Origin of the sequence: Streptomyces sp. NPDC050161 (assembly GCF_044460025.1) — a bacterium.
GTDB lineage: Bacteria > Actinomycetota > Actinomycetes > Streptomycetales > Streptomycetaceae > Streptomyces.
On record NZ_JBITJM010000004.1, the window covers coordinates 415,105 to 430,389 of the forward strand.

10 protein-coding genes are annotated in these 15,285 nt (G+C 72.7%); 1 reads left to right on the top strand and 9 read right to left on the bottom strand.

Annotated elements, in window-relative coordinates:
* Positions 1-2 precede the first annotated feature (2 nt).
* Positions 3-845 carry a GNAT family N-acetyltransferase gene (locus ACIBK8_RS09655; protein WP_399041138.1) on the bottom strand — a complete coding sequence of 281 codons (843 nt, stop codon included), beginning with the start codon at positions 843-845 and terminating at the stop codon, positions 3-5.
* A gap of 448 nt (positions 846-1,293) precedes the next feature.
* Here ACIBK8_RS09655 and ACIBK8_RS09660 point away from each other — a divergent pair, with 448 nt between their 5' ends.
* A complete protein-coding gene (locus ACIBK8_RS09660) occupies positions 1,294-2,409 on the top strand; it encodes a methyltransferase domain-containing protein (RefSeq protein WP_399041139.1) in 1,116 nt (371 codons plus the stop codon).
* A 48-nt stretch (positions 2,410-2,457) separates the two neighbouring features.
* On the opposite strand, the gene ACIBK8_RS09665 is transcribed toward ACIBK8_RS09660, so the two are convergent.
* From ACIBK8_RS09665 to ACIBK8_RS09700, 8 genes are all read right to left on the bottom strand, one after another.
* Complete coding sequence (locus ACIBK8_RS09665; RefSeq protein WP_399041227.1) at positions 2,458-2,931, bottom strand: cupin domain-containing protein; 474 nt, start codon at positions 2,929-2,931, stop codon at positions 2,458-2,460.
* Positions 2,932-3,368: 437 nt separating this feature from the next.
* Positions 3,369-4,268 carry a serine hydrolase gene (locus tag ACIBK8_RS09670; protein ID WP_399041140.1) on the bottom strand — a complete coding sequence of 300 codons (900 nt, stop codon included), beginning with the start codon at positions 4,266-4,268 and terminating at the stop codon, positions 3,369-3,371.
* 248 nt (positions 4,269-4,516) lie between these two features.
* A complete protein-coding gene (locus ACIBK8_RS09675; protein WP_399041141.1) occupies positions 4,517-5,197 on the bottom strand; it encodes a TetR/AcrR family transcriptional regulator in 681 nt (226 codons plus the stop codon).
* 73 nt (positions 5,198-5,270) lie between these two features.
* Positions 5,271-6,392: a pyridoxal-phosphate dependent enzyme gene (locus ACIBK8_RS09680; RefSeq protein WP_399041142.1), complete on the bottom strand. Its 1,122-nt coding sequence runs from the start codon at positions 6,390-6,392 to the stop codon at positions 5,271-5,273.
* Positions 6,389-7,498 carry a threonine aldolase family protein gene (locus ACIBK8_RS09685; protein WP_399041143.1) on the bottom strand — a complete coding sequence of 370 codons (1,110 nt, stop codon included), beginning with the start codon at positions 7,496-7,498 and terminating at the stop codon, positions 6,389-6,391. The genes ACIBK8_RS09680 and ACIBK8_RS09685 overlap by 4 nt, the downstream gene beginning before the upstream one ends.
* Entirely contained in the window at positions 7,495-9,849 is a 2,355-nt protein-coding gene (locus ACIBK8_RS09690; protein WP_399041144.1) for a penicillin acylase family protein, read from the bottom strand. Before ACIBK8_RS09690 ends, ACIBK8_RS09685 begins: the two co-directional genes overlap by 4 nt.
* A complete protein-coding gene (locus ACIBK8_RS09695; RefSeq protein WP_399041145.1) occupies positions 9,836-11,098 on the bottom strand; it encodes an MDR family MFS transporter in 1,263 nt (420 codons plus the stop codon). The genes ACIBK8_RS09690 and ACIBK8_RS09695 overlap by 14 nt, the downstream gene beginning before the upstream one ends.
* A 16-nt stretch (positions 11,099-11,114) precedes the next feature.
* The gene (locus ACIBK8_RS09700; protein ID WP_399041146.1) at positions 11,115-15,257 is read right to left on the bottom strand and encodes an amino acid adenylation domain-containing protein; all 4,143 of its coding nucleotides are present in this window, start codon (positions 15,255-15,257) and stop codon (positions 11,115-11,117) included.
* Positions 15,258-15,285 lie beyond the last annotated feature (28 nt).

Consider the following 15,285-nt stretch of genomic DNA (forward strand, 5'->3'; position numbering starts at 1 on the left):
AATCAGGTGGTGTACGCAGGGTGGTCGGGGGCGCCGGGGAGTGTCAGGTCGACGCTGTCGCCGAGTTGACGGAAGCCGATGCGGGTGAACATCCGGCCGGACCTGACGTTGCCCGCGGTGACCGACGCGCCCAGGCTGCGCAGCCCGTTCCCGGCTGCCGCGGTGAGCGCGTACCGGATCAGGGCCGAGCCGAGACCCCGGCCGCGCGGCGCCGGATCCCGGAAGATCTGAGTGATCCACGGCGACTCCAGCGCGTGGACGGTCAGCGCGGCGGCAGGCCCTTGGTCGTCCGCGGCCACGGCACTGAACGGCAGTACCGGGCCCAGCAGTTCACCCCGCCACAGGCTCGCGAGGGTCGCGAGGCCGTCCTCCGCCTGCGCGTAGCGCGCCCGGTCGGGGTGGCCGTGCGCGTAGGCGGCGAGCCACAGTTCGCGCAGGCTGTCCACCGGTGTTTCGGCGGCGGACCGCAGGACGAGCGGGGCGGCGAGGCCGGGACGCAGCCAGGCCGGGTCGGGCGGGTTCAGGGACAGGTCCCAGCCGTAACGGTGGGCCCGCCGTTGGACCGTGGCCCCCGCATCGATCAGCCCCGTGGCCACACTGTCATCGGTGACCACCAGCCAGCCGGGTAATTCCCGCAGCAGCAGGGCGGCGGCCTGTGCCGGTGTCCCCGCCTCGACCCGGACCGAGGTGGCCCGGGGGCGCCCCCGCCATTCCCCGGCACGGAAGCTGACGACGGCCGGTCCGTCAGCGCACCGCAGTGCCGTGCGGCCCGCCGGATCCCGGGAACCGGTCGCCTCCCCGGCGCCGTCCCGCTCCCGCCTCTCGTCCATCAGGCCGTGCTCCACGTTCCGCTCCTGAATCCGTCATACCTGCGGGAACTGCCGGGCCGCTGTTCAACTCGGCGGAATTCGCCCCGGTTTCAGCATCACATTCACCGGCGGTGCACTTCAAACGATCTTGGAAATGCTGCCCCTTCGCGCCCTTCCGGTTGCCCTGAAGGTCATCGTGGCAACTGTTCACATCAACGAGCCGTAGAGCGGGGTGCCCGGTGCCGGGACCGCACGCCGCGGGCGGCCCACGCGTCACTCCTTCGTGGAGGTGGCGCGATGCGGACTTTCGCCCGTGCCGCGCGTCCGTCAGACTTTCCCTTGTTGATTTCCGGGGGAAGGAAGCGGCCCATGGGCAAGCACGGAGACGGCAAGGGCGGATCCGACGGGGACAAACAGCAGTCCCCTCGCGAGGGGGACGGGCAGTGGCGTAAGCCGGTCCCCGACCCGCCGAAGAAGTAAGCACGTGAGTTCACCGGCACGCCTGTTGAAGATCCTCGGGGACAAGGGCTCGATCCCGCCCGGCTGGGCGGACACCGTGGGGAGCGTGCCGCGCGAGCTGTTCCTGCCGGACACCGTCGAGGTGCGGGGCCGTACGGTCGCGCGCGGCGAGCGCCCACAGGAGTGGCTGGCCGCGGTCTACGACGACGTGCCGGTGATCACTCAGGTCAATGACGGACAGGAGTCCCCCCAGGGCGCGTTCCGGCTGCCGACCTCGTCCAGCTCGATGCCCACGATCATGCTGGAGATGCTGGGCCTGCTGCACGCCGAGCGCGGCCACCGCGTCCTGGAGCTGGGCACCGGCACCGGCTGGAACGCCGCCTGGCTCGCCCACCGGCTCGGCTCGGACGCCGTGACGTCCGTCGACGTGGACCCGTCGCTGGTCGCCGTGGCCAGAGCCAACTGCCGTGCCGCCGGGCTGAGTCCGCGGATCGTCTGCGGGCGCGGGGAGCAGGGCCTGCCCGACGGTGCCCCCTACGACCGGCTGATCGCGACCTACACCTCCCCGATTCCCTATGCGTGGGTGGAGCAGGTCCCTGACGGCCGGATCGTCGCGCCCTGGGGCGGCAGCTTCTTCTCGCACAGCTTCGCCGTGCTGGAGACCGCCGACGGCCGGGCCCACGGCCGGTTCCACGGCTACCCCGCCTTCATGGGCACCCGTACCGGACGCCCCGCCCGCGGCTACCTCAGCGACTTCCTGCACCACCGCGGCGAGGAGCGGGAAACCCGGAGTCCGCTGTCGCCGCTGAGCATCGCAGGCGACGCGGAGGCACTGTTCTTCGTCGGGCTCGACCTGCCGGACGCCTGGTACCTGCTCGCCGAGGCGGACGACGACAGCGGCGAGTCGACGCTCTGGATCCTCGGCGACGACCGGCGGTCCTGGGCCTGCGCCGACTACGAGCCAGGGGTCGACGAGTTCGTGATCGGCCAGTACGGGCCGCGGAACCTCTGGGACGAGGCGGAACGCTCCTACCGCAGGTGGGAGGGGCGCGGCCGGCCCGAAAGGGAGCGCGCCGGAATCAGCGTCACCCGCGAGGGAGAGCGGGTCTGGCTGGATACGCCGGAGAACGTCATCGCCTGAGGGTCCGCCCGGCGGCCCGTACCGCCGGGTGTGCCCCCGGCCGGCCGGTCACGTCCCCGTGGCGGCCGGCAGTTCCGCACCGCACCAGCAGCAGAAGCGCGCCTCCGCTTCCCGGCTCGGGCGCCCGCACGACGGGCAGTCCCGCGCGGCGGATGCGGGTGCCGCTCCGGCGCTCCGGCGGCCGATGCTCAGACCGGGACGGCGTCGGTGGACGGTCAGATACGTCAGGCCGTCCGGGCCCGCGGACAGCTCCCGTCGCGCCGACCTCGGCAGCCACACCACGGACCCGGGCTCAAGCGCCCGGTGGGTCACCCCGTCACCGAGCCGTCCGGCGCCCTCGACCACGATCAGCAACACGTCCAGCGCGGGCTCGACATGGGCGGCCACCGACCCGCCCCCGGGCAGCCGCACCAGGTTCGCGTCGAGCTGCCTGTCCCGCTCCGCGAGCCGCCACAACGCCCCGCTCTGCCCCTCGTGGGCCGCGGCGACGCACTCGCCGATGACGGCCAGAACCCGGGACATCTCCTGCGGGGACACCACATACCTCCTCGTACGCCCAGCCGATGCGACCGGCGCGGCAAACGGTCCGCACTTCCTGACGACATGCCCATACCTAGCACGTCCACCGACCGCTCCTGGCCCGTGTGCCACCGGCGGCAAATGTACGCACACCTCCGGCGGGGAATGTGCCGGTGTCCGGGCGCCGTTGGGGCGGAGAGGAAATGTGATCACGACCGGCCGGGTGGGGATCAGGGGCCGGTGCGGACGGAGGGATGCCGATGACCATGACCTCATCACCGAACGGCTGCACAGCGTGAGCGTCCCCGAACTGACCGTGCTGCGGCCCGACCGCTTCCTCCAGAACTTCCTCCGAGATCAGCGGGCCGCAGGCGCTGACCCTGCCGGCGCTCGCCGGCCCTGTCGGGTACCTGACGCGGGCCGGTCGGCGGCCCGTGCTGTTACCGCCGGGCCGCCGGAGAGGCCGTAGCGCTCAGGTCGCGGTGGATGACGCGGGAAGCGCCTTCGATGGTGGCGATGCCGTCGGCCATGGTGCGGTTGCCTGACGAGAGGACGGCCATGCTGTAGTCGCGGCCGTGTCCGGTGAAGGAGCCGACGCTGTGCACCCGCCACCCCTCGGTCGCGCGCGGCAGCCAGCCGTTCTTGACCTGCGTCGTTGTCGTGGCGGGCGAGCCGGTGGGCACTCCCCACCGCTGATCGGGGACGACGTGCCGCATCAGGCCGAGTGCGTAGTGGCGTGCGGCCGGGCTGAGCACCGGGTTGTCCGTGTCCAGGAGCCGCATCAAGGTGAGCTGGTCGCCTGCCGTGGTCTGGGTGAGGCCCCATGACGTGCCGGGGCCCGGAACGGTGTGCCGCAGGTGGGCCAGGGCCAGGAAGCGCTTGATGCCGGCGGGGCCGATCTGGCGCCACAGGGCGGAGGTCGAGTCGTTGTCCGACTTGGTGATCATGGCCGTGGTCTGCCGCACCTCGGTCGGCGTCAGCTTGCGGTGCGCCTCGTCGGCCTGCCGCAGCAGGGCGCCGAGCACCGTGACCTTCACCACGCTCGCGGAGTCGAAGTGCGTACCGGGCTTGAACTCGCAGTGGGTCCTGGTGCGCCGGTCGTACAGGGCGAGCGCGGAACGGCCGTGCCGGGGCGCGAGGGCGCGGGCGATGTCCCGCGACAGCTCGGGCGCAAGGCCCGGTGTGCGGGAGGTGCACACGACCCGTGTGTCCCGCACGGTGGCGGTCGAGGTGTCGGCGAGTGCCGGGGTGGCGGTGGCGAGCCCGGTGAGCAGCGCCCCGGCGGCCAGGAAGGCGGCCAGTCCGCGCCGTGCGCAGCGCGCTGTGCGTGATCGGTGCATGAAGGCGTGTGTCCTGTCCGCTGGGTGTCGGAGGCTGCGCTGCGGGTCCGGATGGGACCGGTGGGGCGCCCGGCCGGCGGTGCGGGCCGCGGGCGGATGTCCTCCGTGGTACATGGCGACCATACGGGCGGTCGGCGTGAGCGCTTTGAGGAGATGGGGGGAATTGATGCACTTTGTCCTATTTGTCGGCGTGTGATGTTCGCCAAACCGGGACAAGTGTGGAGATCTTCGGCGTCGGGCCGGGTGGGCTAGGTAGGTGTGCCGTTTTGATCGTCGCCATGGGGGTGGTCGGAGCTGCCGTCGGGGCGGGTGAGGGTGCCGGTGGGTAGGCCGAGTTCGCGTTCCGCGGTGGTGATGGCCATGCCGGTCACCGCGGGCGGGCGGTTGCCGGTGTCGGTGTTGGCGTGGGCGCCGAGCCCGTCGAGCACCACCAGGATCTGAATAGCCGTCACATACGGGTCGTCCGTGCGGAATTCGCCCCGGTCGGCGCCTTCGCCGATCAGGCCGGCCAGCCGACCGCGCCACGCGGCCTCCTGCTCGCCGACCCGTTCCCGCAGGGCGGGCCGGTAGCGGCTGAGGTGCCGGGCGTTGATCCAGAGGCGGCTGATGTCGTCGTACGCCTCTCCCGTCGCGTGCGCCAGGAGCCGGGCGAGGTGGCCCGTCGGCGTGCCGACGGGCCGCTCGGCGGGGAGGAGGGTGTCGAGTTCGGCGCTCGCGGCGCTGCCGAACGCCTCGGCCACGAGATCGTCGGCCGCGGGGAAGTAGTGGCTGATCAACCCCGGCCGCACGGTGAGCCGTTCGGCGATCCGCCGCAGGGTGACGCACTCAAGACCCTCGGTCAGCGCGACCGAGGCTGCCGCGTCGACGATCTCCGCACGGCGGTCGGCCGGCGACTTCCGGATGCGCTTGCGAGGGGCGGATGACGGCATACCGGGATGCTATTGAGCGCGTAACCAGCAAGCAAACCGGTGGGTGCCCCCGTCACCGCCGGGACCGGGGCGGTCAGAGCCCCTTGAAGAAGTGCGAGGTCGCGAGGAGGACCGTGTGCTCCGCGTCGCCGATCACCCCGTCCGCGCGCAGGCGTTCATACGCGGCGAACACGGTCGCGCTGCTCCGCTCCCAGACGTGGCCACGGCGGCAGAGCCGGGTGAACCACACGTCCGCCGCCGCGTCGTCCACCACCACGGCACTCCCGCCGGAACCGGTCAGCGCGCGGTGGGCCTGCACGGTCGTGGTGTGCCCGCCGATCGAGTACAGCCGTCCGCTGTCGCCGGGGAAGTGGCCGGTGACCGGCGCGCCGTCCAGCACCGCGGCGAGGCGGGGGATCGGTTCCACCAGGTGGAGCCGCGGCACCGGCGTCCCCCGCAGCGCGCTCAGCTCGCAGAAGCCCCGGTGGACACCCCAGGCCAGGTCACCCCTGCAGGTGGGCAGGACGACGTGGCGGACCTCGGCGGGCGCCTGATCGGCGATCTCCCAGGAGATGCGCTTGTAGCCCTCGATGCCCACCGGATGGCAGCCGACGAACGGCGTCGCGATGTTCGACACGGCCAACGTGTCCGGCCGCGCGCCCAGTTCGCGTACGCACCCGACGCGCTCCCGGTCCGTGTCGAAGAGCCGGAGGTCCGCACCCAGATCCGTCAGGTGCTGCCGGGTCGCCTCCGGAAGCCGGCTGAAGCCCGCGACCGTACAGCGCAGCCCCGCAGCGGCGGCGTAGGCGGCCAGCGCGATCCCCGCGTTACCCGACGAGCCGATGGCGACCGCGTCGAAACCCGAAGCCGCCGCGTGTGCCACGGCCATCGCGGCGAACCTGTCCTTGTGCGAGCCGGTGGGATTCGCGGCCTCGTTCTTGACGGAGGCGCCCGCCAGCCACGGCAGCCGCAGCAGCGGCGTGCCGCCCTCGCCCAGAGCGGGCGTGTTCCGGTACGGCAGCCGGTCCTCCAGACCGTCCGCACGCTCGTCGTACACGCAGAACAGGTTGGCGTTGCGCCCGGCCGCGTCACACGCGGGGCAGCCCCGGGGATGGTCGCCCACCGGGTACTGCGCAGAGCACTGGATGCACTCCAGCGCGCGCAGCGCCGGGGACCGGACGAACTCCGGGGCTGTGTACGTCTCGACGTCCTTCATCGGGCACCTCCGGTACGGCGCGCCCGGTGCACGAGATCCCGCGTCAGCGCGGCCACCTCACCGGGCGCGAACTCCATTGCGTTTTCCCCCACACAGACCTCGAAGGAGCAGTGGCCCTCGTACGGGGAGGTCCGCAGTCTCAGGTACAGCTGGACACCGTGCTCCCGCAGGATTTCCTGTGCGGCGTCCTCGGTCGCCTCCGGGGCGGCGGGCACATGGATGTGGAACAACGGTGTCTGCGGCGGGTCGGGAACCACACGGACCACTCCGTCGGCGCGCAGCGCCGCGGCGACCGCCACCGCGTGGTCACGGAAGACGGACATCCGGCCCGCCACGGTGTCAAGACCGACCAGGGCGGCAGCGGCGAGCGGCCAGGCGTCGTCGATGGTGCCGCCGAGCCGGTGCCGCCAGAGCGCGGCCTCGTCGATGGTCTTGGCATCGGAGGCCAGGACGGCGCCGCGGATGCCCTCCAGGCCCTTGTAGAGCGAGACGTACACGGTGTCGAAGAGCGCCGCGATCTCGGCGTGCGGGCGCCCGTAGAACGGCTGCGCCTCCCACAGCCTGGCACCGTCCAGATGGGCCGCCGCGCCCCGCTCCCCGGCCCAGGCGACCTGCGCCACCAGGTCGTCCCAGGAAGGCAGTTGGCCGCCGATGTCACGCTGGGGCAGCTCCAGCAGCAGGGCCGCGAGGGGCTCCGTCACCGCGTCGAGATCGGCGGTGGTCAGCAGGCGGTCGCGGTCGCCGGCCGGCCGGAACCGCAGCCCGTGCACCGCCGCGTACCCCCGCTCCTCCCAGACCTCCAGGTGGGTCAGCGGATGGGCGGCGAAGGTACGGGTACCGCGTCGCTCGGCGTGCAGCCGCAGCGCCACCTGCTGCGCCATCGTGCCCGTGGGGAACATCAGCGCCGCCTCGGTGCCGAGCAGCCGGCACATCCGGCGCTCCAGCTCGGCGACCGGGTCATCGGGCAGACCGTCACTGGGCAGCGCTTCCAGCATCGCGCGCAGCATCCGGTGCGGTGTCCTGCGCAGCGGAGCGTGCAGGGACAGCGAACGGACGATGCCCGCCCGGTTCGGGACGTGCGCCGGGCCGCTTCCGTTCTCCTTCACGCGGTCGCTCCGCCCCGGGGACGCAGCGTCAGCAGGCGCGCCGCTTCCCGCCGCGGGCCCTCAAGCCGGACCGGGTACAGCCGGCCTGCGGCGTGGAGCGGGGTCTGGTCGTCGTAGTGGGGCGAGCGCGGATGCCCCGAACTGCCGTGCCGCAGCACGTCCCAGAGCCGCGGCCCGTCCGGCCGCAGCTCGGCGACGAACCGCCAGGGCGCCCCCTCCACCACCGTGCCCGTACGGTCGGGTGTCATCAGGCAGACGGAGTGCCCGCTGCCGCCGGACGGCGTCGTGACACCGCCGAACAAGGAGCCCAGCGCCGGTACCGCCTTCGCCAGCGCGTGCCGGTCGCTGATCCGGTGGGTCAGGTCGTAGCGCCAGCGCTCGGGTTCCGTGCCCTGCTCATCGGCGATCCAGGCGGCGGCTTCGGTGAGCGCCCGGCGGACGACCACCGGCAGCGGGTCGGGTTCGCCGAGCCCTGCCCTGGCGTCGGCGGTGGTGACGAGATGGTCGACCTGGAGCGTCACATCGGGCATGGCCGCCGCCAGGTCGGGGCCGAGCCGGTCGCGCACCCACCGGTCCGTCAGCTTCTGGAGGAGGCGGAAGAAGACCAGCGGCGCGGCCAGTTGACCGTGATCGTGCCCGTCCCAGTCCGCCAGCAGCCGGTGGCAGGCCGCCGCGAGCGGTTCGGCCGGGGGATCGTCGGCCAGCGCGGCGAGGAGCGTGGGCAGCAGCTTTGCGGCCCGCCCGTTGGCCAGGTCGCCCTGCCACCGGCCGCACGCCTCCGGGGTGATCTCCGGCGCCGTGGTGATCAACTCCTCGATCCGCTCGGCACGGTAGGGGGCGACCCAGTCGGCTCCGACGTCCACCGGGTCGTCGTCGGGCAGCATCTTGTGGTTGGCCGAGACGACGTAACCCCGTTCCGGATCGGCGTCCTCCGGGAGGTCGTCGAAGTCGAGGAAACCGTGCCAGGACGCCGCGACCTGCTCCTGCTCCGCCGGGGCGCGCCCGCTGCCGGGCACCCGCGCCGGGACGTGACCCGCGGTTTTGACGGATACGGTGCCGTCCTGGCAGGCCAGGACCACATTCAGCACCGGCACCCCGAACCCACGCAGCACCTCGCGGAACTCCCCGGGGCCGCCCGCCCGCCACATCAGCTGGCAGCACGCGACCTCCGTCGACGGCTCGAAACCGCTCCAGAACAGGCCGTACCGCTCCTCGTCGCCTGCCGTCGGCGGATCCATGGCGACGTAACGGGCCCCACCGGCCGCCCGCACCGGGACGGCGGCGCCACCGCGGACGCCGACCGTGCTCTCCTCCTGCCAGGTCTCGGCGGGCGAGGGCGGCAGCACGCACACATCCTGGGTGTCGACCGTGGAGTTGGTGATGCCCCAGGCCAGCTGACGGTTGGCGCCCGCGATCAGGCCCGCGACGCCGGGCACCGTGACGCCGTACCCGAAGGCGCCTTCCCCGTCTTCCCCGGTGAGGTGCAGGCCCATCTGGTACCACAGGCTCGGCTGGGTGAAGGGCACGTGCGGGTCGTTGGCCAGCAGCGGGTGTCCGGATGCCGTACGGCTGGCGGACACGGCCCAGGCGTTCGAGCCGATCGGGTGCTCGCCGTCCAGCAGCCCGTCGAGCCACCGCCGGGACTCCCGCGGCAGCGAGCCGATCGCCGGGGGCGGCACCGGCGCGGCGCCGGACCGGGTACGGGGCCTGCGGCTGCGCACCGTCACGGGCCCGTCCGCCGGGTACCTGGGCTCGGTGAACGCGGCACGGTACTCGGGGTGTTCGGCCGCGAGGCGGGACCTGAACACCTCGTTCTTGATGTTCACGGCCAGGTCGAAGCCCAGGTATTTCACGATGAGGATCGAATCCAGCGGAGTCCACCGGGCAGGCCGGTAGCGCAGCAGCAGGAACTCCACCGGCAGCCCGCCGCGCCGCCGCATCCGGTCGGCCGCGGCGTTCACCCCGGCGCTGAAGGCGGCGAGCGCGGCCCGGTGCTCCGCCCCGAGCAACTCCTCGGAGCGGCGCGCGACCCGGGTCAGCGCCAGCTTGCGGGCCCGCACGTCCTCCTGCACGGTCGCGGCCCCGAACACCTCCGACAGCCGGCCGCGGGCCCGGCGGCGCAGCACGTCCATCTGCCACAGCCGGTCCTGGGCCTGGGCGAACCCGGCGGCGAAGTACAGGTCCCTTTCGTTGTCCGCATCGACCCAGGGCACCCCGCGCCCGTCCCGCCGGACCGCGGCGCCCCGCAGCATCCCGGCGAGCCGCAGACTCCCGTGGTCGGCGTGGGCCCAACGGCTGGGCAGCGCCGCCAGGTTGAGGCCGTGCCGCACCAGTTCCTCACGCGGGCTCATGCGTCTCCTCCTTGTCCGTGCCACGCGGTGCGGCCGGGACCGGGATCCGCCGCCTGACGAGAAGGTAGATGCCCACACTGACCAGCGCGAAGGAGCCCACCCCGAGGAACATCGCGGTGCCTCCTGCCCCGGCCAGCAGCAGACCGCCGGCGGACGGACCCACGAACCCGCCGAGCTGGGTGAAGGTCTGGGCGCCGAAGTAGCTGCCGCGGCCGTTCTCGGGCGCGATCCGGTCGATGATGGCGAACTCGGACGGGATGATGAACGTCTCGCCCACCGAGAAGACCACCATGGACGCCACGAACTGCCAGGGCTCGGCGGAGGCCGCGAAGCCCACCATGCCGCCGAACAGCAGCAGCCCGCCGATGGTGATCGACGTGACGGGCTCCCGCTTGCTCGCGAAACGGGAGGCGAGCATCTGGAAGCCCACCACCGTCACGGCGTTGGTGGTCAGCAGGTAGCCGAGGATGGTCGTCCCGTTGTCGAAGCCGATCGCCAAATGCTGGGCGAGCAGCGTCGAGATCCGGCCGTGCACCGCCTCCAGGAGCAGCCCCGCCACGATGAAGCACAGCAGCAGACGGTCCGCTGCCACCACCCGCGCGCTGCCCAGCAGACCGCGCGTCACCGCCCCGAAACGCTCGGCGTCCGGCGCCGCCCCGGCCCCGCCCGCCGCCCGCGCACCGCGGTTCAGCAGCAGACTCAACCCGAGCAGGGTGAGGTAGCAGGCGTACACCGCGGCCGAGACCAGGAACGCGGTCCGCCCTCCGGACAGGCCGGCGAAACCGCCGATGAGCGGGCCGACGGCGAAGCCGATGTTGAGGGCCAGGTACTGGTGCGAGAACCACTTCACCCGCTTGTGGTCGGGCAGTACGTCGCTGAGCATCGCCTTGCCGACCGGGCTGAACGAGGCCGCGCTCATCGACATCGCCGCGTTGCAGGCGAACACGGCCAGGACGTGATGGCTGAAATAGAAGCCGATGAACGACGCGATGACGCCGAGCAGGGAGAACAGCAGCAGCCGGGCGCGGCCCAGGATGTCGGACAGCGAACCGCCGACGAAGCCCGCGAAGACCGAGAAGAACACGGACGAACCGACGATGAAACCCACCGTCGACGGCGCGAGGCCCAACTCCCTGCGCAGGAACACCGCCAGGAACGGAACGGTGAACGAGTTCGCCAGGCTCATGATGCCGGAGCCGACGATCAGCAGCCTCGCGATGAACGGGGGCGAGGCGGTGGAACGTGTCATCGTGGCCGATGTCCCTTCACAGTTGCGTCGGCGTGCTCGCCGGGGCGGAGCCGCGGTCGTACGGAGCGAAGAAGCGCCGCATCAGCCCGGCGACCGTCTCCGTGTGCGGGTGGCGCAGCATTCCCTCATGGTCGGCGGGAACGCTCCCGCAGGTCAGCCGGCCGGACAGCAGACGCTCCCAGTCCGGCCGGGGTTCCGCCCTGCCCTGACCGTTCGCTTCGGCGGCTTCCACCAGCAGTGTGGGCACACCCGCCCCGCCACCGGTCCGCGGCCAGCGCAATCCGGCCAGGCGCAGGTAGCGGTCGAACGCCTCGTGCAGCGTGCCGCCGAGCAGTTCGACCGCGGGCCCCATGATCTTTTCCGCTTTCCGCAGCACCTCGGCCTCCGGCAGCGTCCGCAGGTCGCGGGCCACCCCCTCGGCGTGCTGCCGGCCGATCTCGGGGAAGGCCGCCGCCAGACTGCCGAGGAAGAACGCCAGCAACTCGCCGCGGGGCACGGACAGTTCCGCCTGGAGCGCCTCGGGGACGAGCGAGTCCAGCAGTACCAGCGACAGCACCGGGTGACCGCGTTCCGTCAGGGCGGCGGCGACGTGATGCCCCAGGGCCCCGCCGAAGGAGTGGCCCACCAGATGCACAGGACGGCCCGCCGCCTCGTCGGCGATGACCCCCGCACACTCCTCGGCCAGCGCGGGCACCGTCAGGCTTTCGCCGTGCGCCCGCACCAGCTCTTTGGTGGACAGGGCGTGGAAGGACCGCTCGGGGAAGCAGGCGGACAGCTGGGCGTAGGAGGCGCCGAGCCCCAGGATGCCGGGGAACGCGAACACGGGCGGCGCCCCGCCCGGATTCCTGCGCAGCGGGAACAGGGCACCCGCGGCCCGCTGCGCCGTGCCGGCGGCTGCCTCGGACGGCGCGACGAGCGGGGTGCGCGGGTCGCTGCAGACCCGCTCCAGCAGCTCGGCGAACTCCCGGGCCATCCCCTCCACCGTCTCCCGGTCGAACAGGTCCGTGTTGTACCGCCAGCGCAGGTCGAAGTCCTCGCCGTCCTCGGCCACATCGAGCACCAGGTCCGTCTTTGCCTCCTGTTCGGGGAACCGCACGGGCGTCACCGACAGCCCGTCCAGGCCCAGCGGCACCCGCTCGTTGTTCTGCACCACCAGCATCAGCTGGAACAGCGGGGTGTGCTGCGCGGAGCGCCGCGGGTTCAGCCGCCTGACCAACTCCTCGAAGGGCACGTGCTGGTGCTCCAGATCGCGCAGCGTCTGGTCACGCACCTGCGCCAGCAGGTCACCGAACGTCCCGGACGTGCCGACCCGGGTGCGCAGCACCATGGTGTTGACGAACATCCCGATGACGTCGTCGAAGTCGGGGGACGGGCGGTTGGCCACCGGCGTGCCGAGCACCACGTCGGGTTCCTTGCCGCGCCGCGCGACGAACAGTGCGAAGGCCGCCTGCAGCAGCATGAACAAGGTGACGTCGGCCGACCGGCACGCCTGGCGCACCGCCGTGGCCGCCGCGCCCTGCACGGGGTGGGTGAGGGTGCTCCCGTGGTGCGTCATCCGCTGCGGACGCGGCCGGTCCATGGGCAGACCGTGCTCGTCCGGCAGGTCGGTCAGACGCCCCTCCCAGTAGTCGATGTCCGGCTCGGAGGAAGGACCGCCGAGCCACTCCCGCATGCTGTGCGCGTAGTCGGCGTACGTCGCGGGCAGCGGCGGCAGCGGGTTGTCCCCGGCCTGCGGCTGTTCCTTGAAGTGTGTGTAGAGCAGCCGCAGTTCGCGGCCGAGCACGGCGTTGGACCAGCCGTCACCGGCCGCGTGATGGATGGTCACCAGCAGCGCGTGCAGCCGCGGCCCGAACGGGATCAGCCGCACCCGCAGCGGCAGGTCCGCTTCGAGGTCGAACGGCCTGGCGGTCTCCTCGTCGGCCAGCCGCCCGACGACGCGGGCCACCTCGTCCGGCGTGCCGCCACCGGCGTCGGCCGGCGGCTCCTCCACCACAGGACGGAACTCACCGGCCGGCCGGGTGACCGCGGTGACCTCGCCGTCCACCAGGCGGAGCACCGTACGCAGCGGCGTGTGCCGGTCGGCCAGCGCGCCGAAGGCGCGGCACAGCGCCGCCTCGTCCAGGTCACCGTCCAGCAGCACGGACAGGTGCAGGTTGTACGCCGAGCTGTCCGGCTCCAGACGGGAGAGGAAGTACAGCCGCTGCTGGGCGGAGGTGGCGGGTTGGCGGTCGCCTTCCGGCGCCTTCAGGAGGGGAGGCACCGGCCCGTCGCCACGTCCGGCGGCGGATCCGTCGCGCACGGTGGCGGCCAGGGCACGCGCGGTGGGATCGCTCAGGAAGTCGCGCAGCGCGACGGTCACCCCGAAGTCGGTACGGATCCGCGCCAGCAGCCGGATGGCCAGCAGCGAATGCCCGCCCAGGTCGAAGAAGTCGCCATCCGGGGTGATCTGTTCGGTGCGCAGCAGGTCGGACATGGCCGCGACGATGCGGGTCTCCACCGGGTCGCGGCCCGCGTCCGCGGCGGAGTCCACGACGGCGCTCTCCGGCTCGGCCGGGTGACCCGCCGCCGACGGATCGGGCAGCGCCCTGCGGTCGAGCTTGCCGTTGGGGGTCAGCGGCAGCCGGCCGAGCGGGACGAACACGCCGGGCACCATGTAGTCGGGCAGCACCCGCGCCAGCCGCCGCCGCAGTTCAGCCGCGGGAACTTCCGGGCCGTCCGCGACGACGTAGGCCACCAGCGTCCGGCCGATTTCCGGCAGGTCGTGGGCCACCACCGCGGCCTCGGTCAGGCAGTCAAGGCCCCGCAGCGCCCCTTCCACCTCGCCCAGTTCGATGCGGAAGCCGCGGATCTTGACCTGGTCGTCCTTGCGGCCGTGGTACTCGAACTCGCCGTCGGGGACGATCCGGGCCAGGTCGCCCGACCGGTACCCGCGCCCGCCCGGCAGCTCGACGAACCGTTCCCTGGTCAGCTCGGGCCGCCCCAGGTAGCCGAGCGCCACGCCGGGTCCTGTCACCACGATCTCGCCGATCTCACCGAAGGGGACCGGCGCCAGATTCTCGTCGAGCAGCAGGAAGTCCAGGTCGGGCAGGGGGCGGCCGATGAGGGAGACGCCCCGGTCCAGGTCCGGCAGGCGGACCCGGCGGAAGGAGGCGTGGACGGTGGTCTCGGTGATGCCGTACATGTTCACCAGCGCCGGGGTGTCGTCCCCGTACTTGGCGGTCCAGCGCTTGAGGTCGGAGAAGTGCAGGGCCTCGCCGCCGAACACCACCCAGCGCAGCGGCAGCCGGTCGGGGTGCCGGACGTCCTCGGCGATGAGCTGGTTGAAGGCGGTGGGGGTCTGGCTGAGCACCGTCACCCGCTCCTCCCGCAGCAGCCCGCGGAAGGCGGCCGGGTCCTGCACCGCGTCCTTGGGCACCACCACCAGCGTCCCGCCGTACAGCAGCGCACCCCACATCTCCCACACCGACACGTCGAAGGCGAAGGAGTGGGACAGCGACCAGACGTCGTCGGGGCCGAACCCGTAATGCCCCTCGCTGCTGCTGAACAGCCGCAGCACATTGCCGTGGGTGACCTGGACGCCCTTGGGACGGCCGGTGGTGCCCGAGGTGAAGATGATGTACGCGCGGCTGTCGCGGTCCGCGGCCGGCCCGCCCGTGCTGCCCTCGACGGGCGCCGGGGCCAACTCGTCCACGTACAGCACCGGCTGGTCGGGGGGGAGCGCAGCCGCCAGGTCGCGGGAGGTGAGGACCACGGCGGGCGCCGCGTCCTGAAGGATCAGCCCGAGCCTGGCGGGCGGGGTCGACGGGTCGAGCGGCACATAGCAGCAGCCGGTCCGCAGCACGGCGAGCGCGGCGGCCACCATGTCGGCCGACCGTTCCAGCAGGATGCCCACCGGCCTGGCAGGGCCCCCGCTGCGGGGAGCCAGCGCGGCGGCGAGCACGGCGGCCCGCTCGTCGAGCTGCCGGTAGGTCAGCGACTGCGCCCCGCAGCGCACGGCCACCCGGTCGCCGTACGCCCGCACGGCCGCGGCGAAGGCTTCGGTCAGCGATCCGGCGTCCTGCACACCGGACGGGGCCGGCGCGGCGGCGGTCGCGGTGCCGCCCTGCCCGGCGCGCAGCGCGACGCGCCGGCGCAGCTGTTCCACACGGTCCTTGTTCATCGATGTGTTCCTTCCGCCCTCGTCACGG